At 73.6% G+C, this 22,119-nt stretch carries 14 protein-coding genes, 1 tRNA gene and 1 riboswitch; of the genes, 7 read left to right on the forward strand and 8 right to left on the reverse strand.

The genetic code is table 11. The annotated features are described in order from the left end of the window. Positions 1–980 precede the first annotated feature (980 nt). On the reverse strand, positions 981–1,529 hold the full coding sequence (locus M6G08_RS06785; protein WP_272586283.1) for a MarR family winged helix-turn-helix transcriptional regulator: 549 nt from the start codon (positions 1,527–1,529) through the stop codon (positions 981–983). Between the two features lie 136 nt (positions 1,530–1,665). Here M6G08_RS06785 and M6G08_RS06790 point away from each other — a divergent pair, with 136 nt between their 5' ends. Then, entirely contained in the window at positions 1,666–2,943 is a 1,278-nt protein-coding gene (locus tag M6G08_RS06790; protein WP_272591273.1) for an MDR family MFS transporter, read from the forward strand. Between the two features lie 48 nt (positions 2,944–2,991). Here M6G08_RS06790 and M6G08_RS06795 read toward each other — a convergent pair whose 3' ends face one another. Next, positions 2,992–4,671 carry an ATP-binding SpoIIE family protein phosphatase gene (locus M6G08_RS06795; protein WP_272586284.1) on the reverse strand — a complete coding sequence of 560 codons (1,680 nt, stop codon included), beginning with the start codon at positions 4,669–4,671 and terminating at the stop codon, positions 2,992–2,994. Positions 4,672–4,776: 105 nt separating this feature from the next. Further along, positions 4,777–6,162 carry an NAD(P)/FAD-dependent oxidoreductase gene (locus M6G08_RS06800; protein WP_272586285.1) on the reverse strand — a complete coding sequence of 462 codons (1,386 nt, stop codon included), beginning with the start codon at positions 6,160–6,162 and terminating at the stop codon, positions 4,777–4,779. A 374-nt stretch (positions 6,163–6,536) separates the two neighbouring features. On the opposite strand from M6G08_RS06800, the gene M6G08_RS06805 reads away from it, so the two are divergent. Further along, positions 6,537–7,376, forward strand: coding sequence for a TetR/AcrR family transcriptional regulator (locus M6G08_RS06805; RefSeq protein WP_272586286.1), 840 nt, complete (start codon positions 6,537–6,539; stop codon positions 7,374–7,376). A gap of 240 nt (positions 7,377–7,616) precedes the next feature. After that, a complete protein-coding gene (locus M6G08_RS06810; protein ID WP_272586287.1) occupies positions 7,617–9,701 on the forward strand; it encodes a sigma-70 family RNA polymerase sigma factor in 2,085 nt (694 codons plus the stop codon). 146 nt (positions 9,702–9,847) lie between these two features. On the opposite strand, the gene M6G08_RS06815 is transcribed toward M6G08_RS06810, so the two are convergent. Then, a complete protein-coding gene (locus M6G08_RS06815; RefSeq protein WP_272586288.1) occupies positions 9,848–11,965 on the reverse strand; it encodes an asparagine synthase-related protein in 2,118 nt (705 codons plus the stop codon). Between the two features lie 679 nt (positions 11,966–12,644). Between M6G08_RS06815 and M6G08_RS06820 the strand changes: the two genes are divergently transcribed. The 4 genes from M6G08_RS06820 to M6G08_RS06835 all read left to right on the forward strand — a co-directional run bounded on the left by M6G08_RS06820 (position 12,645) and on the right by M6G08_RS06835 (position 18,111). After that, positions 12,645–14,069 (forward strand): NsdA family TPR-like regulatory protein, encoded by a 1,425-nt coding sequence (locus M6G08_RS06820; protein ID WP_272586289.1) that lies wholly within the window; start codon positions 12,645–12,647, stop codon positions 14,067–14,069. Between the two features lie 107 nt (positions 14,070–14,176). Next, a complete protein-coding gene (gene lhgD, locus M6G08_RS06825) occupies positions 14,177–15,397 on the forward strand; it encodes an L-2-hydroxyglutarate dehydrogenase (protein ID WP_272586290.1) in 1,221 nt (406 codons plus the stop codon). Between the two features lie 435 nt (positions 15,398–15,832). Beyond that, on the forward strand, positions 15,833–16,654 hold the full coding sequence (gene trmB, locus M6G08_RS06830) for a tRNA (guanosine(46)-N7)-methyltransferase TrmB (protein ID WP_272586291.1): 822 nt from the start codon (positions 15,833–15,835) through the stop codon (positions 16,652–16,654). Positions 16,655–16,713: 59 nt separating this feature from the next. Beyond that, positions 16,714–18,111: a PrsW family intramembrane metalloprotease gene (locus M6G08_RS06835; protein ID WP_272586292.1), complete on the forward strand. Its 1,398-nt coding sequence runs from the start codon at positions 16,714–16,716 to the stop codon at positions 18,109–18,111. A gap of 6 nt (positions 18,112–18,117) precedes the next feature. Here the strand turns inward: M6G08_RS06835 and M6G08_RS06840 are convergent, their stop codons facing one another. From M6G08_RS06840 to M6G08_RS06855, 4 genes are all read right to left on the reverse strand, one after another. Beyond that, positions 18,118–19,062: an aldo/keto reductase gene (locus M6G08_RS06840; RefSeq protein WP_272586293.1), complete on the reverse strand. Its 945-nt coding sequence runs from the start codon at positions 19,060–19,062 to the stop codon at positions 18,118–18,120. A gap of 139 nt (positions 19,063–19,201) precedes the next feature. After that, positions 19,202–20,236, reverse strand: a complete 1,035-nt coding sequence (locus tag M6G08_RS06845) for a M23 family metallopeptidase (RefSeq protein ID WP_272586294.1) — start codon at positions 20,234–20,236, stop codon at positions 19,202–19,204. Between the two features lie 10 nt (positions 20,237–20,246). Continuing rightward, a riboswitch (cyclic di-AMP (ydaO/yuaA leader) is annotated at positions 20,247–20,404 on the reverse strand. A 248-nt stretch (positions 20,405–20,652) separates the two neighbouring features. Beyond that, entirely contained in the window at positions 20,653–21,837 is a 1,185-nt protein-coding gene (locus M6G08_RS06850) for a PP2C family protein-serine/threonine phosphatase (protein WP_272586295.1), read from the reverse strand. A gap of 166 nt (positions 21,838–22,003) precedes the next feature. Next, positions 22,004–22,077: transfer RNA gene (locus tag M6G08_RS06855), tRNA-Met, on the reverse strand. Positions 22,078–22,119 lie beyond the last annotated feature (42 nt).

Below are 22,119 nucleotides of genomic sequence, written 5' to 3' on the forward strand. Positions count from 1 at the left end.
CCGAGTGCGGTCGGCCGCGCCGGGGCGCCGGGTGTCGGCGTACCGGCGCCTGGTGCGATCGCGTTGCGGTCGCCCGTGGTGCTCGTGCGGGGACCGGGCGCAGTTCGGCGTACCGGCGTGCCGGTGCTCGGCGTGATGAGGTTGTGGTCGTCGGGTGCGTTGGTGCGGGAGTTGTGGGCCGAGGGTTGTGTGGGTGCAGCGATGCTGGGGCCGGGTGTCGCTCGCTGGACCGGCGTACTCGCGCTCGGCGCCGTCGGGTGGCGGTCACCGGCCGCGTTCGTGCGGGAACCGGCGGGCGCGGGCCCTGTCGGCGTACCGGTGGCTGGAGATGTCGTGCTGCGGGCGTCGGACGCACCCGGGCCCGAGTCGGGCGTCGCTCGCTGTACCGGCGTACCGGCGACGGGCGTGCTCCCCGCCCGGTCGCCGGGCGCGTTGGTGCGCGAGGCCGCGGTACCGCTGGAGCCGGGCGTCATCTCCCGTCGGCGCACAGCACGCTGGACCGGCGTCCCGGATGCCGGGGCGCCGTGACGGCCGTCCGGCCCGGTGCCGGAATCGGAGCGGGAGCCGGCGTCCGAGCCGGACCCCGAGCCGGACCCCGAGCCGGACCCCGAGCCGGACCCCGAGTGGAGTCCCGGGCCGGAACCGGGCCGGGACGTGGCGCCCGGCACCGGGGCGCTGCCTGCCGGTCCGCTCGCCGTCCCGCGTCAGAGGGGGTTGTCTTCGCGGCTGTTGGGCCGTTCCGACGTCCCAAACCTTAGCGGACTTTCCCGGCGTTTCCCAATCGGTGTCGAGCGGGTCGCCGAGTCCCTTCGGAATTGAATTCGGACATGCCGAAACAGTTCCCGGAAGGAGGTCGTGCTGGTGGTTGGGTGCCGCTGACGCGGCGGAAGGTGTTGCCGCAGAACCGTTACGGCCCGGTGGCAACCCGAAGAACCTTACGGATCGCCCAAGGGGCTGTCAAGCGTCTCTGTCAAGATCTTTTAATCGAGGTCGCTGAGTCGGCCACCGGCGTCGGGCTGGGCATGCTCGACCCTGCGGAGCAGGCGGGTCAGCACCTCGCCGAGGGCCGACCGCTCGTCCGCCGAGAGGTCCTGGAGCAGGTCCTCCTCGAAGACCGTGGCGAGGCGCATGGCCTCCAGCCACTTCTCCCGCCCCTCCGCCGTCAGCTCGACGATGACGCGGACCCGGTTGGACTCGTCCCGGTCCCGGGTGACGAGCCCCTCCCCCACCATGCGGTCGATGCGGTGGGTCATGGCGGCCGGGGTGAGGCCGAGGCGCTTGGCGAGGTCGCCGGGGCCCAGGCGGTAGGGGGCGCCGGAGAGGACGAGCGCCTTCAGCACCTCCCAGTCGGTGTTGCTGATGCCCAGGTCGGCGGTCTGCCGGCCGTACGCCACGTTCATACGGCGGTTCAGGCGGGAGAGTGCCGAGACGATCTTCTCGACCTGGGGGTCGAGGTCCTGGAACTCGCGCTGGTAGGCGGCGATCTGTTCTTCGAGTGTCGGCTCGCCGGCGCCGGAGGTGTCGCCCATGGCCCGCAGTATGGCACGGGACTCCTTTGCCTCGAAGTCCTTCGCTGTGTACTCTTTACCTTCGAACTTTAGCTTCTAAGTCTTCAGCTTTAACGGCTGGAGCAGCGACCCAGAGAGGGTGAACGTGACCAGGGCAATGGGCGCAGCGATGCGCCGGATCCACGTGGGCAACGCACTCAGCGCGTTCGGGCTCGGCTTCACCGTCCCCTACCTGTACGTCTATGTGGCGCAGGTACGGGGACTCGGTTCTGTCACGGCGGGTCTCGTACTCGCCGTCTTCGCCGTGGCCGCGCTGATAGTGCTGCCGTTCGCCGGGCGGGCCATCGTCCGGCGGGGCCCGCTGCCGGTACTGCTGGTCGCCCTGGTCACCGCCGCGCTCGGCGCGCTGAGCCTCGGGCTCTCGGCCTCGGCCACCACCGTGCTGCTGTCCGCCGCCGCGCTGGGGGCGGGGCAGGCCGTGATGCAGCCGGCGCTCGCGACGATGATCGTGGACTGCTCGACGACCGAGACGCGGTCGCGGGCGTTCGCGATGCAGTTCTTCCTCCAGAACCTGGGTCTCGGCGTCGGGGGGCTCATCGGTGGGCATCTGGTCGACACCTCGAAAGCGTCGTCGTTCACGCTGCTCTTCGCCATCGAGGCGGCGATGTTCCTGGTGCTGGTCGCGGTGATGGCGACGGTGCGCGCGCCGCGGGCGCCGCGTATCGAGGAGGCGCCGGGACAGTCCGCCGGTGGCAGCTGGAAGGAGCTGCTCGGCAACCGGGCCATGGTGCAGCTGTGCGTGCTGGGCTTCGTACTGTTCTTCGCCTGCTACGGGCAGTTCGAGTCGGGGCTGAGCGCGTACGGCGTCGAGGCGGCCGGGATCTCCACGTCCGCGCTGGGGACCGCGCTGGCGGCCAACACGCTGATGATCGTGGTCGCGCAGTTCGCGGTGCTGAAGTTCGTGGAGCGCCGGAAACGGTCGCGAGTGATCGCCTCGGTGGGGCTGATCTGGGCCGTGGCGTGGGCCGTGGCCGGGTACGCCGGGCTCGGGCACGGCAGCCAGGCGATGGCGACGGCCGCCTTCATCTCGACGTACGCGCTCTTCGGGCTGGGTGAGGCACTGCTTTCGCCGACGCTGGCGCCGCTGGTGGCGGACCTGGCGCCGACCGGTCTCGCCGGGCAGTACAACTCCGCCTTCGCCCTGGTGAAGCAGCTCGCGCTGGCGATCGGGCCGGCGGTGGGCGGGCCGCTCGGGGCCTCGCTGCACGCGCCGTACATCGTGGCCTTCACGCTGATCTCGCTGGGCATCACGGTGCTGGCGGTGCGGCTGGGGCGGCAGCTCACGGACGTACAGAACCAGCCGTCGCTCGGGCGGAGCCGGGTGGTCACGCAGGGCGGGGCGCCGGCCGACGCGGTGGCGGCCGCGGAGGCGTGACCCGAGCAGTCGGGTCGAGGCGGTGAGGCCGTGCCGGGCGGGTGCCCGTCAGGGCCTCACCGCCTTTCTCTCTTCTGTCGGCTTCGGCAGGAGGAACTCGCACCAGACCGCCTTGCCGCCGCCGGGTGTGCGCCGGGAGCCCCAGTTGGAGGCGATCGTCGCGACGATGGCGATGCCCCGGCCGGACTCGTCGCCGGGTTCCGCGCGGCGGCGTCTGGGCAGGTGGTCGTCGCCGTCGGTGACCTCGATGATCAGGCGGCGGTCGGTACGGCGCAGGCGCAACCGCATGGGGGGCGTGCCGTGCTGGAGGGAGTTGGCGACCAGTTCGCTGGTGGCCAAGACCCCCAGGTCGTGCAGGTCGGTGGGGAAGCGCCAGCTGGTGAGGACGCCGGAGGCGAAGGCACGCGCGCGTGGGGCCGCTTCGACGCCGCCGAGCAGTTCCAGGGCGGCGTTGCGGAAGCGTTCTGCCTCGGCGCCCTTGCGGGCGGGGTGCTGGAGGACGAGGACGGCGACGTCGTCGTCGTGGTCCGGGGTGACGCCGGCCGAGCGGACCAGGCGGTCGCAGACGACCTGGGGGCTGCCGGTGGCGCCGGACAGGGCGCGTTCCAGGGCGGCGATGCCCTCGTCCAGGTCCTCGTCGCGGCGTTCCACGAGGCCGTCGGTGTAGAGGACGGCGGTGGAGCCGGGGGTGAGGGCGATCGAGCCGGACGTGTGCATCCAGCCGCCGGTGCCGAGCGGGGGGCCGGTGGGTTCGTCGGCGCGCTGGACGGTGCCGTTGTGGTCGCGGACCAGGATGGGCAGGTGGCCGGCGGACGCGTAGACGAGCCTGCCCTCGTTCGGGTCGTGGATGGCGTAGACGCAGGTGGCGATCTGGTTGGCGTCGATCTCGGTGGCGAGGCCGTCGAGGAGCTGGAGGACCTCGTGCGGGGGCAGGTCGAGGCGGGCGTAGGCCCTGACCGCCGTACGGAGCTGGCCCATGACGGCCGCCGCGCGGACGCCGCGTCCCATGACGTCGCCGATGACGAGGGCGCTGCGGCCACCGCCGAGGGTGATCACGTCGTACCAGTCGCCGCCGACGGCGGCCTCGGTGCCGCCGGGGTGGTAGGTGGCGGCGACGCGCAGGTCGTCGGGTTCCTCCAGTTCCTGCGGGAGCAGGGAGCGCTGGAGGGTGACGGCGGTCTCGCGCTGGCGGCCTTCGCTCGCGCGGAGGCGGGCGGCGGCCTCGGCGTGGTCGGTGACGTCGGTGGCGAAGACGAGGACACCGCGGTCGCCGTCGTCGGCGTGGGGCTCGGTGACCGGGGTGCAGGTGAAGGTGTAGGAGCGGCCGTCGGGGGCCTTGCGGGACTTGAGGGTGCGGGGTCTGCCGCTGCGCTGGACCTGGTCGAGGAGGGGGAAGAGGCCCAGTTCAAAGAGTTCGGGGAGGGCGTCGCGGGCGCGTTCGCCCAGGGCGCGGGTGCCGAAGGCGCCGACGTAGGCGTCGTTGACGTAGGCGAGGCGGTGGTCGGGGCCGTGTACGAGGGCGACGAGGGCCGGGACACGGTCGAGGACGTCGCGCACGGGCAGTTCGTCGACGGCGGGTACGGGCGGGGGCTCGTCGGTCAGCTGTTCGGCGCGGGCGGCGGGTACGGAGCCGTCCGGCCGGCGGTCCGGGGTGAGCGGCGGATCGGTCCGCGCTGCGGCGCGGCGCTGCGTTCCGGGGAGCCGGGCGCTCCAGCGCGTGAAGTTCACGAATCCTTGCCTCGTGTCCTTGCCTCGTGTAGTTGTCGGCCGCAGTCTGGCAGGGTGCGGGCCGGGCCGACATCCGTCAGACGCCGGACTTGCCGGGGGAGTTCCTCAGTCCGGTCGAGACGACCCCTTCGGGTTGTCCGGGGGCTCCTGAGAAGGCTTTCCACCGGCCGCGAGTTCGAACTCGGCTCGCGGATGTTCGAGTGACCCCAGGGAGACGATCTCCCGTTTGAAGAGCCCGGCGAGGGCCCATTCGGCCAGCACGCGCGCCTTGCGGTTGACGGTGGGGACGCGGCTGAGGTGGTAGGCGCGGTGCATGAACCACGCGGGGTAGCCCTTCAGCCGGCGCCCGTAGACGTGGGCGACTCCCTTGTGGAAGCCGAGGGAGGCGACGGAGCCCGCGTATGTGTGCTCGTACGTCTCCAGGGGTTCGCCGCGCAGGGTGTGCGTGATGTTGTCGCCGAGGACCTTGGCCTGACGGACGGCGTGCTGGGCGTTGGGGGCGCATTCCGCACCGGGCGCGGCGGCGGTGACGTCGGGTACGGCGGCGGCGTCTCCCGCGGCCCACGCGTGCGGGGCGCCGTCCACGGAGAGGTGGGGGGTGCACCTGAGCCGGCCGCGTTCGTTCAGGGGGAGGTCGGTGGCGGCGAGGACCGGGTGGGGTTTGACGCCGGCCGTCCACACGACCGTGCGGGTCGGGAACCGGGAGCCGTCGCTGAGGACGGCGACGCGGTCGGCGCAGGACTCCAGGCGGGTCTGGAGGCGTACGTCGATGTTGCGGCGGCGCAGTTCGGTGACCGTGTAGCGGCCGAGCTCCTCCCCGACCTCGGGCAGGACCCGGCCGGAGGCCTCGACGAGGATCCACTTCATGTCGTCGGGCGTGACGTTGTGGTAGTACCGCGCGGCGTAGCGGGCCATGTCCTCCAGCTCGCCGAGCGCCTCGACGCCCGCGTAGCCGCCGCCGACGAAGACGAAGGTGAGGGCGGCGTCGCGCAGGGCGGGGTCGCGGGTGGAGGAGGCGATGTCCATCTGTTCGAGGACGTGGTTGCGCAGGCCGATGGCCTCCTCGACGGTCTTGAAACCGACGCCGTGGTCGGCGAGGCCGGGGACGGGCAGGGTGCGCGAGACCGAGCCGGGCGCGAGGACGAGTTCGTCGTACGTCAGTCTGCGGACGCCGGCGCCCTCCTCGGTGGCGAGGGTGGAGACGGTGGCGGTGCGGGTGGTGTGGTCGACGGAGCGGGCCTCGCCGATGACGACGCCGCACTGGTCGAGGACGCGGCGCAGCGGCACGACGACGTGCCGGGGGGAGATGGAGCCGGCCGCCGCCTCGGGGAGGAACGGCTGGTACGTCATGTAGGGGTCGGGTGTGACGACCGTGATCTCGGCTTCGCCGCGCCGCAGTTCGCCTCGCAGGTTCCGCTGGAGGCGCAGGGCCGTGTACATCCCGACGTAGCCGCCGCCGACAACGAGAATGCGCGCACGTTCCTTCACCATCCCATGACGCACCCGGCGCTTGCGTTTGTCCACAGGCTCGTCGATTTGTGTGACCGGAGACGGTGGCGGCGGGTGTTCGGCGCAATGGCTTCGCTGTGGAGAGGAAGCGCAGGTCAGTGGGGGCGGGAGCGGGGCGGGAGGGCCGAGTGTTCCGGACGTATACGATCCGTGCTCCGGTCGGGGGACGCACCGTGCGGAACCTGCCCCTTCTGAATTGACCCCCGCTCAACTATGTTCTTTCCCACGGAGCGTAGGGGGATGTGCTCATCGGGTCCGCGACGGGCGGGCCGGGAACCGAGCCTGTTCCGCCGCAATCCGGCTTTCGATGGCGGGGAGAGTCTCCGGGGGGAGACGTCATTACCGGGGGATTGGCTATGCATGTTCAGGGCTCTCATTGGTCGTCCACGTCCACTGTCGCGCCCGGTGGCGCGATGAACGCGGCACCGGGCGGCGGACGTGGGGACGGAGCGCGGACCGCGCCGTTGCGCGTGGACGCCCAGCGCAATCTGGAGCACGTGCTGCGCGCGGCGCGTGAGGTGTTCGGCGAGCTGGGGTACGGCGCGCCGATGGAGGACGTGGCGCGGCGCGCGCGGGTCGGTGTCGGCACGGTGTACCGGCGCTTTCCCAGCAAGGACGTCCTGGTGCGGCGAATAGCCGAGGAGGAGACGGCCCGGCTGACCGATCAGGCCCGGGCGGCGCTCGGGCAGGAGGACGAGCCGTGGTCGGCTCTCTCGCGCTTCCTGCGCACTTCGGTGGCCTCGGGTGCGGGCCGGCTGCTGCCCCCGCAGGTGCTGCGGGTCGGGGTGTCCGACGAGGGTGACGGCGGTGACGGCGATGCCGTGAGCGGCGAGCCGCGGGTGCCGCAGCAGCGGATACAGCCGGGCTCCGGTGAGCTGCGGCTGGTGCCCGAGGGCTCGGTGTCCGCGGGGTCCTCGGCCGGCGGGGCCGTCGACGCGTCGGCCGGTGCGTCGGCCGGTGCGTCGGTTTCCGTGGTGGACGACGACGGGGCGGCGGCGCTGCTCGAGGTGGTGGGGCGGCTCGTCGAGCGGGCGCGAGCGGCGGGCGAGTTGCGGCCGGACGTTTCGGTGTCGGACGTACTGCTGGTGATCGCCACGGCGGCGCCCTCGCTGCCGGACGCCGCACACCAGGCGGCCGCCTCGGCCCGGCTGCTGGACATCCTGCTGGAGGGTCTGCGGTCGCGTCCCTCGTCGTGACGCGGCAGTGCGGCCGGCCCGGGTGCCAGGCCCGGGCGGGGCGGGGCGGGGCGGGGCGGGGCGGTCGGTTCCGTGTGTCCCACCTCCCTCCCTGCTCGAACAGTTGATCGTCATTACCGGGTTTCGGGAAGTCCCCACAGACGAGTGATGGCGTGCGCTGCGGTGTCCTGACCAATGGCCAATATGGCACGCTGACGCGGTGTTCGGGACTGGGCGGGCAGGTGGCGGGGGCTATCCGGGATGAGCGTTGACGGGCGGGACGGATCACTCGGCGAGGACGGCACCGGACCCGGCGGGCCGCCGCCTGTGCCGAGCCAGGGCGGGCCGTCCCGGATCCCGGACGAGTCGGGTGAGGGTGCCGGCACAGCTGAGGGGACGGAGTCCTCAAAGGGGGGCGCTCCCGAGGAGTCCGGATCGGCCGACGTGGTGGGGCCCGCTGAGGGCGCCGGACCGGCCGAGGGGACCGGAGCGGCTGAAGCGGCCGTCCCCGCTCAACGGGAGCTGCACGAGGACACCGTTCTCCCGGCGTCGCGCGAGGTGCGTGACGGAGGAATCCTTCCGCCACCGCGGGAGGTGTACGACGAAGGCGTCCTGCCGCCGCCGCGCGAGGTGCCGGAATCCGACGCCGAGCTGATCGGGCGGATGCGCTCGGGCGACGACACCGCCTACGAGGAGCTGTACCGGCGCCACGCGGACGCGGTGCGCCGGTACGCGCGCACCTGCTGCCGCGACGCCCACACCGCGGACGACCTCACGGCCGAGGTCTTCGCCCGCATGCTCCAGGCGGTGCGCGGCGGCTCGGGCCCCGAACACGCCGTACGCGCCTACCTGCTCACCGCCGTCCGCCGGGTCGCCGCCGGCTGGACGCGGTCGGCCGGGCGGGAACAGCTGGTGGACGACTTCGCGGTGTTCGCCGCGCAGGCCGCGCACTCCGCCAAGGTGCCGGACGACGACACCCTGGAGCTGGGCGCCGACGTCCGGGCCATGCACGAGGCCGAGCAGTCCATGGCCATGCGGGCCTTCCGGTCGCTGCCCGAGCGGTGGCAGGCCGTGCTGTGGCACACCGAGGTCGAGGACGAGTCGCCGAGCGAGGTGGCCGTGCTCTTCGGGCTCGACGCCAACGGCACCCGGGTGCTCGCCAGCCGCGCCCGGGAGGGCCTGAAGCAGGCCTACCTCCAGGCCCACGTCAGCGAAACCCTCGCCGCCGACAAGGAGTGCGCCCGCTACGCCGACCAGCTCGGCACCTACGCGCGCGGCAGGCTGCGCATCCGGGCCGAACGAGGGTTGCGCAAGCATTTGGAGGAGTGCGCCCGGTGCCGGCTGGCGGCCGGTCAGATCGCGGAGGTCGCGAGCGGCATCCCCGCCGTGGTGCCGGTCGCGGTCATCGGCTGGTTCGGTGCCGCCGGGTATGCCAAGGCGGCGGGGCTCATCGTCGGCGGCGCGGGCGCCGGTGCGACGGGTGCCGCGGGCGCGGCGGCCGCCGCGGGCGGAGGTGCGTCCGGTGGGGCGGGGGCCGGGGGTGGCGCGGTCGCCTCCGAAGGGCTGGGCGCCCCGGTGAAGGCCGGCATCGCGGCCGGAGTGGTGGCGGTGGCCGCCGCGGCGGCGCTGGTCTTCGCCCTGATCGGCGACGACACGCCGGCGAAGCAGCCGCCGAAGGCGGGCCCGCCCGCCTCCTCGCCGGTTGCCCAGCCCGCCCCGGACACGCCCACGCCCACGCCCACGCCCTCGCCCCAGCCACCGCGCCCACGCCCACCGGTGGCCGCCCCCGAGCCGACCCCGACACCCACCCCCAGCCCGACGCCCGAGCCGTCACCGCCCCCTTCCCCCACGCCGACGCCCACTCCGGAACCGACACCGACCCCGACGCCCGCACCGACCCCGCCGCCCGCACCGGCCGTCTACCGGTGGAGCGAGCTGGCGTACGACGTCACCGGCGACGGCAGCGGCCCGGAGATGCGGCTGGGCGAGAGCGGCTGGGTGTGGCAGCGCTCGGCGCTCTCGATCGGCGGCGAGCGGTACGCGCACGGCGTCACGGTGCACGGGCGCTCCAGCACCGTCATCGATCTCAACCGCTCCTGCTCGTCCTACGACGCCGTGGTCGGCGTGGACGACCTGACGCTGAAGCTGGGCAAGGTCTACTTCGCGGTGTACGCCGACGGCGTCCGGCTGTGGAGGTCGGGGATGGTCAAGGGCGGTGACTCGGCCGTGCCCGTCCACGTGGACCTCACGGGACGCGAGAGCGTGACGCTGGCCGTGGAGCCCCACAACCACCTCGACCGCGTGGCACTGGCCGACTGGGCGCAGTCCCGGTTCACGTGTGCGTAGGGACCAACGAACAGGGCGACGAGGTCGTCCGGGACCACCCGCGGTCCGGTCGAATGGCGCCCCGCGCCCCATGCCCAACGCCCGACGCCCGACGCCCGACGCCCGACGCCCGACGCCCCGGCGAAGCCTCCCGCGAGGCCCCCGGGTCACCCCCGCCGCACAACCGCCCCCGCCCCGCCCAGCGCCCCCCGCTGCGGCGCGATCCCCGCGGGCACCGCTCGCTGCCGGGCGGGCGTGCCCGTCCAGCACGTGCCGCGCCGGGCGAGCAGGCGGCCGAGCCACAGCTCCAGGGAGACCAGGTCGGCCAGCCCGTCCAGCGGCAGTGCCTCACCCGCCGCGGCGGCCCGCACCGCCTTGCGCACGACCCGCGCCTCCACCAGCCCCGCCTCCGCGAGCAGCGGCGTGTCGAACAGCCCCATCAAGGAGTCCGCCGCGAGCCGCAGCCCGGTCCGCGCGGCCGAGGCGGCCACCGCCTGCGTCGGCGCCCCCCATCCGCTCGGCAGCTCGCTCACTCCCGCCCCTTCCAGCACCGTCCGCAGGATCGACGCCCGCGCCCCCGGCTGCACCCGCAGCGCCTCCGGCAGGGCCCGGCACGCGCGGACGACCTGGTTGTCGAGGAACGGCGTGTGCAGCCGCTGGAAGCGGATCTCGGCGGCCTGCTCCAGCACCCGCACGTCCGCCGCCTGCCGCGCCAGCGCCGCCCGCGCCCGGAAGTCACCGGGCCGCTGCCCCGGCCCCACGCCGGACCGCTGCGACGACGTCTGCAAGCGAACCGATACTTCAGCCAACGCCTCCCCGGTCAGCCACCGCGCCGCCGGCCCCGGCCCCGCCCAGGTCAGCACGGCCAGCGACGCGTCCGTCGCCCCGTCGCCGGGCGCGTCGAAGCGGCGCCGCAGCAGCCGCTCGGAGAGCACCTCCAGGCCGGACCGGTACGGGGTCCGCGCCAGCCGCCGTGCCGCGGCGTACACCCGCGCGGGCACCAGTACCGAGCCGTCCGCCTTGGCCATCGCGGCGACCGGACGCACGAGGTGGCGCCGTTTGCGGTCCATCAGCAGGTCGGCGAGGCGCGCCGGGTGCGCGTCCAGGACCTGCCGCGCCCCGTACCCCGCGAAGTGGTCGGCGCTGCCCGCCGCGAGCCGCGCCCGGTGCCGTGCCGCCGCGATCAGGGAGGAGCCCGGTTCGTCGGTCAGCGGCCCGTCCAGGACGCCGTACGGCAGCATGTCCTCGCCGCCGGGGACGACGACGTGGTGCAGCCGCGGGTTGGCCGCCAGCGCTCCCGCCCGCGCCAGCTCGGCCTCCTGCCCGCCGACGGCGAGGTCGTTGAAGGTGACGGCCAGCAGCCGCTCCCCCGCCCCCGTGCCGTGCCCGAGCACGGTCCCCGGCATGCCCGGCAGCCCGGCGGCCAGGAGCGCCAGCGTCCCCGAGGCCGGTCCGCCGGACAGGTCGGCGCCGATCCCCGGCACCGGCATCCCGCGCGCGGCACGCCGTTCGGCCGGGCCCATGCCGGGGACCGGCCCGGGGTCGATGCCGTCCCCGGGGACATGCCGGGGCGCGGCGAGACGCGTGCGCACGGCCTCCACCAGGGCGTCCCGTACGCCGTCCACCGCGCGGTCGGGGTCGGCGGCGGGCGCCGCGACGGCGAGGGAGGCCACCGGTTCGTACCCGGCGACCTCGCGCGCCCCGGCGCGCAGGATCAGCGCATGCCCCGGCGGAATGCGCTTCACGCCGTCGTACGGGGTGGAGTCGTCCAGCGCGGCCGGCACGTCGGGGGCGGCGAGCAGCGCGGCGAGGTGTCCGAAGTCGAGGTTGGCCTCGACGAGGTCGGCCAGGGGCAGCGCGGCGGTGGCGTAGGCGGTGCCGCCCGCCCAGGGGGTGTGGAACACCGGTCGCACGCCCGCGAGATCGCCGCAGACGGTGATCCGCCGCCCGACCTGGACCACGGCCGTGTAGCTCCCCGGCCACGCGGTCAGGTGCCGCAGGGCCCCGCCCCGCGCGGCGAACAGGCCGACCCGCAGCTGCTCGTCGCTCGCCCCGCAGATGCCGAGTACGGCGATCCGGGTCTGGGGGTCGGCGGAGACGACGCGGACCTCGTCGGGGCGCCAGTCGCCGACCGCCCACAGGGGATCGGGGTCGCCCCACAACAGCTGCGAACCGACGGGCTGCACGGTCTCACCGTCGTACCCGGTGGCACCCGCCGAGCCGGCCGCACCGGCGATTCCACCGGCCCCCACGGCGGCGCTGCTCCACCCCACCAACCACCGCATCGACGCCTCCACAGGCTGGGGACAACCAGTGCACCGTACGAACTGGTCCCATGCTGCCATGAAGGGCGCGCCGCAGAGCAGCGACGGAGCCGCATGTGCTCCCATGAATGCGCCCCCGCGGGTGTTCACCCGCGAAGGCCGACGGCCTGGCCGGAGGGCGTGAAGACGACGCGAATGCGCCCCCGCAACGCGCCCCTTGGCTACCCAACGCGCCCTCAATCTCCATGGTGAGGGCGGTGACACCCCGGAAAGCCGGGGTCGATTTTCAGCCAATTCGACGTTACGAAAGCACGCTCGGACACGCTCCGTACAGGCTTTGCGCACCGTCCGACGGTGCGCAGTCCGGGAGGCGAGGCACACCCCCCGGACCGGTCCACCGCCCGCGGGGATGTAGGCGGCGGTATCCCCCAGCCCACTGGATCCAGTACAGCGGGCCGACCCACGCACCGCCCATGGAACCGCTCCCCGTGTGGCCGGAGAAGAGCGCACGGCCGGGCGCACGGCCACACAGCGGGAGCACGCGGCAACAGACCGTGCTGGGGCCGCACTTGAGTACGGACCACAATCCCGCCATCCGGAACAATGCCTCTTAACGCATGGGATCCGGCGAACTACGCTGGGTTTACGAATGCCGCGTGGTTATGCCAGCGCGGCAGCCGTCTGTGTCGAGGGGTGGCGCATGTCCAGGGAGCAACGCGGGCCGAACGAAAAGCTCGGCGCCGTTCTCGCCCTCGCGGGAATCAGCAACGCAGGTCTCGCCCGGCGCGTCAACGACCTCGGCGCCCAGCGCGGGTTGACGCTGCGCTACGACAAGACGTCGGTGGCGCGGTGGGTGTCGAAGGGCATGGTGCCGCAGGGTGCGGCGCCGCACCTCATCGCCGCCGCCATCGGCCAGAAGCTCGGCCGCCCGGTGCCGCTGCACGAGATCGGCCTGGCGGACGCGGACCCGGCCCCCGAAGTGGGCCTCGCCTTCCCCCGGGACGTCGGCCAGGCGGTCAGGTCGGCCACCGAGCTGTACCGTCTCGACCTCGCAGGCCGGCGCTCCGGCGCCGGCGGCATCTGGCAGTCCCTGGCCGGGTCGTTCGCGGTGAGCGCGTACGCGACGCCCGCCTCACGGTGGCTGATAACCCCGGCCGACAGCTCGGTGGCGCGCGAGGCGGGCCCGGCCGAGGGCTCCGGCGCACCGCTCAAAGTCGGCCACAGCGATGTGCAGAAGCTGCGGGAGGCCGCCGAGGACGCGCGGCGCTGGGACTCCAAGTACGGCGGCGGCGACTGGCGTTCGTCGATGGTCCCCGAGTGTTTACGCGTCGAGGCGGCGCCGCTGCTCCTCGGCTCCTACTCCGACGAGGTCGGCCGCGCCCTGTTCGGCGCCTCGGCCGAACTGACCCGCCTGGCGGGCTGGATGGCCTTCGACACCGGGCAGCAGGAGGCGGCCCAGCGGTACTACATCCAGGCGCTGCGCCTGGCCCGCGCGGCGGCCGACGTCCCCCTGGGCGGCTACGTGCTCGCCTCGATGTCCCTCCAGGCGACCTACCGCGGCTTCGGCGACGAGGGCGTGGACCTCGCCCAGGCCGCGCTCGAACGCAACCGGGGCCTGGCCACGGCGCGCACCATGAGCTTCTTCCGGCTGGTCGAGGCCCGCGCCCACGCGCGCGCGGGCGACGCCCCGGCGGCCGGCGCCGCCCTGAAGGCCGCGGAGAGCTGGCTGGAGCGCTCCCGGCCGGGCGACAGCGACCCGACGTGGCTGGGTTTCTACTCCTACGACCGGTTCGCCGCCGACGCGGCCGAGTGCTACCGCGACCTGAAGGCACCACGCCAGGTCCGCCGCTTCACCGAGCAGGCACTGTCGAAGCCGACGGAGGAGTTCGTACGGTCGCACGGGCTCAGGCTCGTCGTCTCGGCGGTGGCCGAGCTGGAGTCCGGCAACCTGGACGCGGCCTGCGAGCAGGGCGTGCGGGCGGTCGAGGTGGCCGGCCGCATCTCCTCGGCCCGCACCACCGAGTACGTGAAGGACCTCCTGCACCGCCTGGAGCCGTACGGCGACGAGCCGCGCGTGGTCGAGCTGCGCGAGCGCGCCCGCCCGCTGCTGATGACCACGGCCTGACGGCGGCGGCCTGACGAGCGCTGCCTGACCGACATCACGCCGGGCCCGGGTTTGAAGGCATTGTCAGTGGCGCAGTGCACTATCGGAACCGGGAGGTGGGCCGGGAGATGGCACAAGTACGGACCGTGACCGGACACGACTGCGACGTGCTGGTGATCGGCGGCGGGATCGTCGGCCTGTCGACGGCGTACGCGATCACGCGCGCGGCGCCGGGCACGCGGGTGACGGTGCTGGAGAAGGAGCCGGGACCGGCCCGGCACCAGACGGGCCGCAACAGCGGCGTCATCCACAGCGGCGTCTACTACCGCCCGGGCTCGCTGAAGGCGCGCTTCGCGGTGCGGGGCGCGGCGGAGATGGTGAAGTTCTGCGCGGAGTACGGCATCCCGCACGCCGTCACCGGCAAGCTGATCGTCGCCACCGACCGCACCGAGCTGCCCCGCCTGCACGCCCTGGTGCAGCGTGCCCGGGAGAACGGCATACCGGTGCGCGAGCTGGGCGCCGCCCAGATCCCGGAGTACGAGCCGGAGGTCACCGGCCTGGCCGCCATACACGTCGGCACCACCGGCGTCTGCGACTACGTGGCCGTGGCCCGGCAGCTGGCGCACGCCTCCGGCGCGGAGATCCGCTACGGAGCCCAGGTCCAGCGCGTCGACCGCCGCCCCGGCCGCGGGGTCGCCGTCCGCACCCGCTCGGGGGACGTGCTGCGCGCCCGGATCATGGTCAACTGCGCGGGACTGCACTGCGACGAGGTCGCCCGCCTGACGGGCGACGACCCCGGTATGCGGATCGTGCCGTTCCGGGGCGAGTACTACGAACTGGCGCGACCCGAGCTGGTGCGGGGCCTGGTGTATCCGGTGCCGGACCCGGCGTTCCCGTTCCTCGGGGTGCATCTGACCCGGGGCATCGACGGCGGTGTGCACGTCGGGCCCAACGCGGTGCCGGCCCTCGCCCGGGAGGGGTACGGCTGGGGCGTGGTGCGGCCCCGCGAGCTGGGCGGGACGCTGGCCTGGCCGGGCTCGTGGCGGATAGCCCGGCGGCACTGGAGGTACGGGGCGGGCGAGCTGCGGCGGTCGCTGTCCAAGGCGGCGTTCACCACGGCCGTGCGCAGGCTGCTGCCCGCGGTGACGGAGGACGACCTGGTGGCGGCGCCCGCGGGAGTGCGGGCACAGGCGGTGCTGGCGGACGGGACGCTGGTGGACGACTTCCTGATCCAAGAGGGCGCCCACGCCGTGCACGTCCTCAACGCCCCGTCCCCCGCGGCGACGGCCTCCCTCCCGATCGGCCGCGAGGTGGGCCGACGGGCCCTGGCCATGCTGGGGGCCGCCTGACGGCGGGGCGCCAGGCCTGCCGGGGACGGCACGCGGGGCCCGGCACGACCAGGCACCCCTGAGGGGGCCTCCGGCCGGGGACGCACGAGCCGAAGCAGCTCACAGGCCGAAGAAGCCTCCCGGCCCCACAGGCCCCGGTAGGGGGCACGCCGGAGCCCGGGGCCCATACCGGAGGCCCATCCACGCGAGGGGCATGCCCGCGCCTGGGGCGTAGCCGAGCCGGGGGGCACACCCAAGCCGGGGGACCACACCCAAGCCGAGACCACACCAGAACCGCATGCCACACCCAAGCCAGAGACCACACCAGAACCGCAGGCCACACCCAAGCCGGGGCCACTAAGGCCAAGGCGTGGCAGGCCCGCGGACAGACGCGCGGAGGGCACCGCCCCCGGGCCGCCCGGCCAGGACGCGTACGGCCGTAAAATCGAAGGCACTGTGTCTGATTTCCGCAGCGCCTCCGACGCCCCCCAGCCAGCCGCACCGCATCCCGGCGACTCCGTCCGGCACACCCGGGCCAAGGGTGAGCCCCGGTTCCCCGACGGGCCGAAGGCCGACCCGGCCGGGTCGCACTTCGAGCGGCGGATCCGGAGTTTCCAGCCCCGCCGGAGCAGGGTGACCGCCGGGCAGGCGGACGCGCTGCAACGGCTGTGGCCGCTGTGGGGGCTGGACATCGACGGGCAGCGGGTCATCGACCTCGGTGAGCTGTTCGGCAACGACCACCCCGTCGTCCTGGAGATCGGCTTCGGCATGGGCGAGGCCACCGCGCAGATGGCCGCCGCCGACCCGGGCACCGACATCCTCGCCGTGGACGTCCACACCCCGGGCCAGGGCAACCTGCTGGGTCTCGCGGAGCGGAACGGCCTGTCCAACGTCCGGGTGGGCAACGGCGACGCGATCATCCTCCTGCGTGAGATGCTCGCCCCCGACTCCCTCGCCGGACTGCGCGTCTACTTCCCCGACCCCTGGCCCAAGAAGCGGCACCACAAGCGCCGCCTGATCCAGCCGGAGTTCCTGACCCTGGCCGCGACCCGGCTCGCACCGGGGGCCGTCCTGCACTGCGCCACCGACTGGGAGCCGTACGCCGAGCAGATGCTCGAGGTGCTCACCGCGCACCCCGACTTCGAGAACACCGCGCCCGGCGGCGGATTCGCGCCGCGTCCCGCCCACCGGCCGCTGACCCGTTTCGAGGGCCAGGGACTGGACAAGGGTCATGTGGTGAACGACTTGCTCTTCCGCCGCGTACAGCACACCGGGTAGCACCGCGAACCGCCCGCGACCAGCACCCGGAGCAGCCTCCACCGGTTAGGGTCCATGCCGTGGCCACCTGTCCCCCGTATCCGACGAATCCGCCGCGTCCGCACTGGTGGCAGCGCGCCTGGGTGCGTTACGGGGCGGTGGCCGCGTTGCTGGCGACGTCCGGCCTGGTGATCCTGGCGCTGGTGCGTGAACAGACCGGCACCCAGGGCTTCCTGGTGGGACTCGGCCTCGCGGTGCTGCCCGTGCCGCTGCTCGTCGCCGCGTTCCGCTGGCTGGACCGGGTCGAGCCCGGCCCCTGGCAGAACCTGCTGTTCTGCTTCGCCTGGGGCGCCTGCGCCGCCGCCCTGATAGCGATCATCGCCAACAGTTTCGCGACGAGATGGATCGCCACGGCCACCGCCGACCCGGCCGGGGCCGACACCCTGGGCGCCACGGTCATAGCGCCCGTCGTCGAGGAGTCCGCCAAGGCCGCCGCCGTCCTCCTGGTCTTCCTCTTCCGCAGGCGCCACTTCACCGGCATCGTCGACGGCGTGGTCGTCGCCGGCGTCACCGCCACCGGCTTCGCCTTCACCGAGAACATCCTCTACCTGGGCAACGCCTTCGGCACCGACCAGCTCACCGGCGACAGCGGCCTCGCCTCCGTCACCGCCGCGACCTTCTTCGTCCGCGTCGTGATATCGCCCTTCGCCCACCCGCTGTTCACCGTGCTCACCGGCATCGGCTTCGGCATCGCCGCCCTCTCCACCGGCCGGCACCGCCTGCGCCGCGCCCTGCTGCCGTCGGCCGGCCTGCTGCTCGCGATGGGCGTGCACGCGCTGTGGAACGGTTCGGCCGCGTTCGGCGAGTACGGCTTCCTCGCCGTGTACGGGGCGTTCATGGTGCCCTGCTTCGGCCTGCTGACCTGGCTGGTGATCTGGACCCGGCAGCGCGAACTGCGCACCGTGCGCACCGAGCTGCCCGCCTACGTCATGGCCGGCTGGCTGGCCCCGGCGGAGCCGCACGCCCTCGGCTCGATGCACGCCCGCCGACTCGCCCGGCAGTACGCCCGTCGGCACGCCGGGAAGCAGGCCGCGCGGGCGGTGGCGCAGTACGAGGCGTACGCGACCTCGCTGGCGTTCCTGCGGCAGCGGGGGCGAGCGGGCCGCGCGGGCGCCGGCTTCGCCGTACGGGAACGGGAACTGCTGGGCGCCCTGTGGCAGCGCCGCGAGGTGGCACGTCCGGCACTGGACCACGCGGCCCGCGCCACCGCTCCCCCGCCCGTCGCCCCCTGGCCCGGGTCCGGGGTGACCGGAGCGCCCGGGGTGTACGGCGCCACCGTGGCTCACGCCACGTACGGCTACGCGGGCCCCTGGACTCCGGCCTTCGCGGCGGCCCCGTCACCGGCCCCGTACGCCGTGCCGGCCCGGCCCTCGTACCCGTACCCGCCGTACGCCCGGCCCCACCTCCACCGGCCGTAGCCTGCCTCAGGCCGACGCCTCCGTCAGCCGCCCGGTCTCGTCCTCCGTCAAGGTCAGCTCCGCCACCCCCAGCAGCGCCGACAGCTGCTCCACCGTGCGCGCGGACGCGATCGGCGCGGCCACCGTCGGCTGTGCGGCCAGCCAGGCCAGGGCGACCGTGGCGACGGGGGCGGAGTGGGTCTCGGCGATCTCGTCCAGGACCGCGAGGACCCGCTGCCCGCGCTCGCTCTCCAGGTGCTTGGCGGCGCCGCCCGCGCGCGGGCTGTCGACGGTCGCGCCGGGCCGGTACTTGCCGGTGAGGAAGCCGGACGCGAGGGCGTAGTAGGGCACGGCGGCCAGACCGGACCGCTCGGCGAGGTCGCGCAGTCCGCCCTCGTAGGTGTCGCGGGAGACCAGGTTGTAGTGGGGCTGGAGTGCCACGTACCGGGCGAGGCCCTCCCGGTCGGAGAAGTCCAGGGAGGCGGCGAGCCGCTCGGCGGAGATGTTGGAGGCGGCGATGTGCCGGACCTTGCCCGCCCGCACCAGTTCGTCGAGCGCGCCGATGATCTCCTCGACCGGCACCTCGGGCTTGTCGAAGTGGGTGTAGTAGAGGTCGATGTGGTCGGTGCCCAGGCGGCGCAGCGAGGCGTCGGCGGCCGCCTTGATGTTCGCGGCGCTCAGTCCCGGGTAGTCGGGGTGCTGGCTGACCTTGGTGGCGAGGACGACGTCGTCACGGTTGCCGCGGGCCGCGAGCCACTTGCCGAGGACGGTCTCGGACTCGCCGCCGCTGTTGCCGTCGACCCAGGCGGAGTAGGAGTCGGCGGTGTCGACGAAGTTGCCGCCCGCCGCGGTGTAGGCGTCGAGGACGGCGAAGGAGGTGTCCTGGTCGGCGGTCCAGCCGAAGACGTTGCCGCCGAGGGCGAGGGGGAAGACCTTCAGGTCGGAGGAGCCGAGCTTGCGCAGAGGAGTCATGTACTGCGTCAACGAGCCCGGCGGATCCCGGGATTCCGGCAGCGGGGCAAAAATCCCGCAAACCGGCAGCCCTGACGTCGGGGGGTCGCCGTCAGGACCGCCGGGGATCAGGAGTGACGACCGGCGTGTGCGGTGTGGCTCAGGGGGTGAGGCCCTTGCTCTGCAGCCAGGCCATCGGGTCGAGGCTGCCGCCGCCGGCCGTGTGGACCTCCATGTGCAGGTGGGCGCCGGTGACGTTGCCGGTGGCGCCGACGCGGCCGATGACGTCGCCGGTGGTGACCTTCTGGCCGACGCTGACGCTGATCGAGGACTGGTGGGCGTACCAGATCTCGGTGCCGTCGTCGAGGGTGAGCACGGTCTTGTAGCCGTACGACCCCTCGTACCCGGCCGACGTGATGGTGCCGCTGTGCACCGCCTTGAGCAGCGTGCCCGTGGGGGCGGCGAAGTCGAGGCCGGTGTGGTGGCCGGAGGACCAGTAGGGGCCCGCCTGCCCGAAGGTGGAGGAGATCGTGTACGAGGAGGTGGGCAGCGTGAACTGCTTGGCCAGCTTCGCGAGCCGCTCGGCCTCGGCCTTCTTCGCGGCTTCCTCCTCCGCCTTCTTCTTGGCGGCGGCGGCCTCGGCCTCGGCCTCCTTCTCCGCCTTGGCGGCGGCTTCCGCGGCCTTCTTCTCGGCGGCGGCCGCTGCCTCGGCGGCGGCCTTGCTCTCGACCTGGGCCTGCTGCTGCTCGGCCTGTGCCATGATCCGCGCCCGCAGCGACTCACCCGCGTCGGAGGTGCCGCTTTCCTCCCCCGTGCCGGCGGAGGCGGCGGCGATGCCGCTGAGCGGGGTGGCGGAACCCTCGGGCTCGGGCTCCTCGTCGGAGAGGATCGAGCCGACGTTCGGCATGTCCGGCATGGAGATGGACACCGGCGGCTTGCCGGTCTGCGCGCTGGCCATGCCGCCGGCGCCGACGGCGGCTATGACACCGACGCCGAGGACGGTGGAGCTGCGGGCGAGTCCGCCGCGCTGCTTGGCGACGCGGTGCCGGCCGCGCACGGGGCGGATGGACTCCGCGGTGGGGTTCCACTCCTCCCAGGGGCCCTCTTCGGCGCGGTGGACGTCGTAGCCGAAGGTGTCGGTGTCGTGCCCGCTGGGCACGAACGGGGCCTCGGGGGCAGGCCGGTTGGACGCCACGTGGGCGTACTCCTTTCCTTCCTTTCGCCTACCGGGTTAGCTGACGGGTTCGGAGCAGGAAGGTCTCCTACGCGCGTATATCCGCCGTGCCTGGCACGGCGTCATACGCCCGATTCACCCCAAGTGGTGGTTCCCCGGTTCCCTCGCGGGATTCGGCGCGTGCGCACGGAGCCGCCTTCTGTGACGGCTGGGACGACCGCGCTGCGTTATCGAACGTTAATAGACGGGGGCCTCGGATTCCAAGCCGTTCCGCTTGATCATTAACAGAACCCGGGGTGACACAGGCCTCATGAACGGTGAAATCCGCACGAGTTGACCCCTCCTCAGCGCCCCTTCGGCACCCCTTTCCGCAAGCACCACACCTGACGGTATGTCAGTTGTTATGCGCAGGGCGCTCGCCCCGTCACGGGCCGTGGTCAGGGCCGTCGTACGGCGAGCAGCGCCATGTCGTCGGCCATGCCGCCCCCGGAGTGCCTGCGCACGTCCTCGGCGAGGGTGCCGAGCAGGTCTTCCGGGTGCCGGAACACACAGCCGGCCAGCCGCTCGTGCGGGTCGTAGAACTCGCCCCGGCCGTCGCGGGCTTCCGACAGTCCGTCGGTGTAGAGCAGCAGCGTGGCCCCGCCGGGGAACGGGGCCTCCTCCGCCCGGTCGGGCCACACGCCCAGTTCCCCCATCCCGAGCGGCAGCGCCGACTCCCGGGCGGGCAGCAGGCGCAGGGTGCCGTCGGCGTAGAGCAGCAGCGGTGGCGGGTGCCCCCGGTTGAGGACGCGGACGACGCCGTCGCCGTGCGGGAGTTCGGCGAGTACGGCGGTGGTGAACCCCTCGAAGGCGTCCAGCCCGTCGCGCCGGGTGCCCTCGCGGGCCAGCGCCCGCTCCAGCCGCTGGGCCACCGCCTCCAGTGTCGCCTCCTGTTCGGCGGCCTCCCGGAACGCGCCGATCACGACGGCGACGGCGGCGACCGCGCCCATGCCCTTGCCCCGCACGTCGCCGACGATGAGCCGGATGCCGCGCGGGCTGTCCTGCACGGCGTACAGGTCGCCGCCGATGAAGGCGTCGGCCTGCGCCGCCTCGTAGCAGGCGGCGATCTCGAAGCCGCCGATCCGCTCGGCGGGCTCGGGCAGCACGGCCCGCTGGGCGGCCTCGGCGATCTCGCGGACGGAGACGAGCCGCTCGCCGGTGCGGCGCACGAAGGCGTTGACGAGGACGGCGAGCACGGCCACCGTCGTGATGGTGATCAGCTCCGTGAGGGAGTCGACGTAGTGGATGACCTCCTTGGTCAGCTGGAGCCCGACGACGGCGGCGACCACGGCGGCACTCGTGAGCACCGTGCCGCGCCGCGAGTAGACCGCGGCGGCGACCAGGGGCGCGGCCGTGTAGAGGGGGCCCGCGGTGAAGTAGCGGGGGGTGAGGATGTCGTACAGGACGGCGACGACGATCAGCAGGACGGGCAGCGCGCGTACCAGGACCCGCCCGTAGGGGGCCCGGCGGCGCGGCTCTTCCCCGGGCGGCAGTACGCCGGCGGTGACGCCCAGTCCGGGGTCGGGCACGGGATCGCCGGGGAGCCGGCCGCCGGCCCTGGCGTACGCCCCCTCGTCGTCCACGTCACCTGGCCGCACCACTCGTCTCCCGCCACCCCGCACGTCCGCGCCGCTTGCCGCCTGGCCCTCCAGGTTTGCGGGAGTGGAGGCGGGGGGCGAGTCGTGAGGGCCGACCGGGTGAACGCACCGAGGGCCGGAATCCTCATGGATTCCGGCCCTCGGCCTTCAGTAGCGGGGACAGGATTTGAACCTGCGACCTCTGGGTTATGAGCCCAGCGAGCTACCGAGCTGCTCCACCCCGCGTCGTTGTGTTCACCACTGTACGTCATCCGGGGGGCGGAATGC

Origin of the sequence: Streptomyces sp. M92, from assembly GCF_028473745.1 — a bacterium.
Taxonomy (GTDB): Bacteria; Actinomycetota; Actinomycetes; order Streptomycetales; family Streptomycetaceae; genus Streptomyces.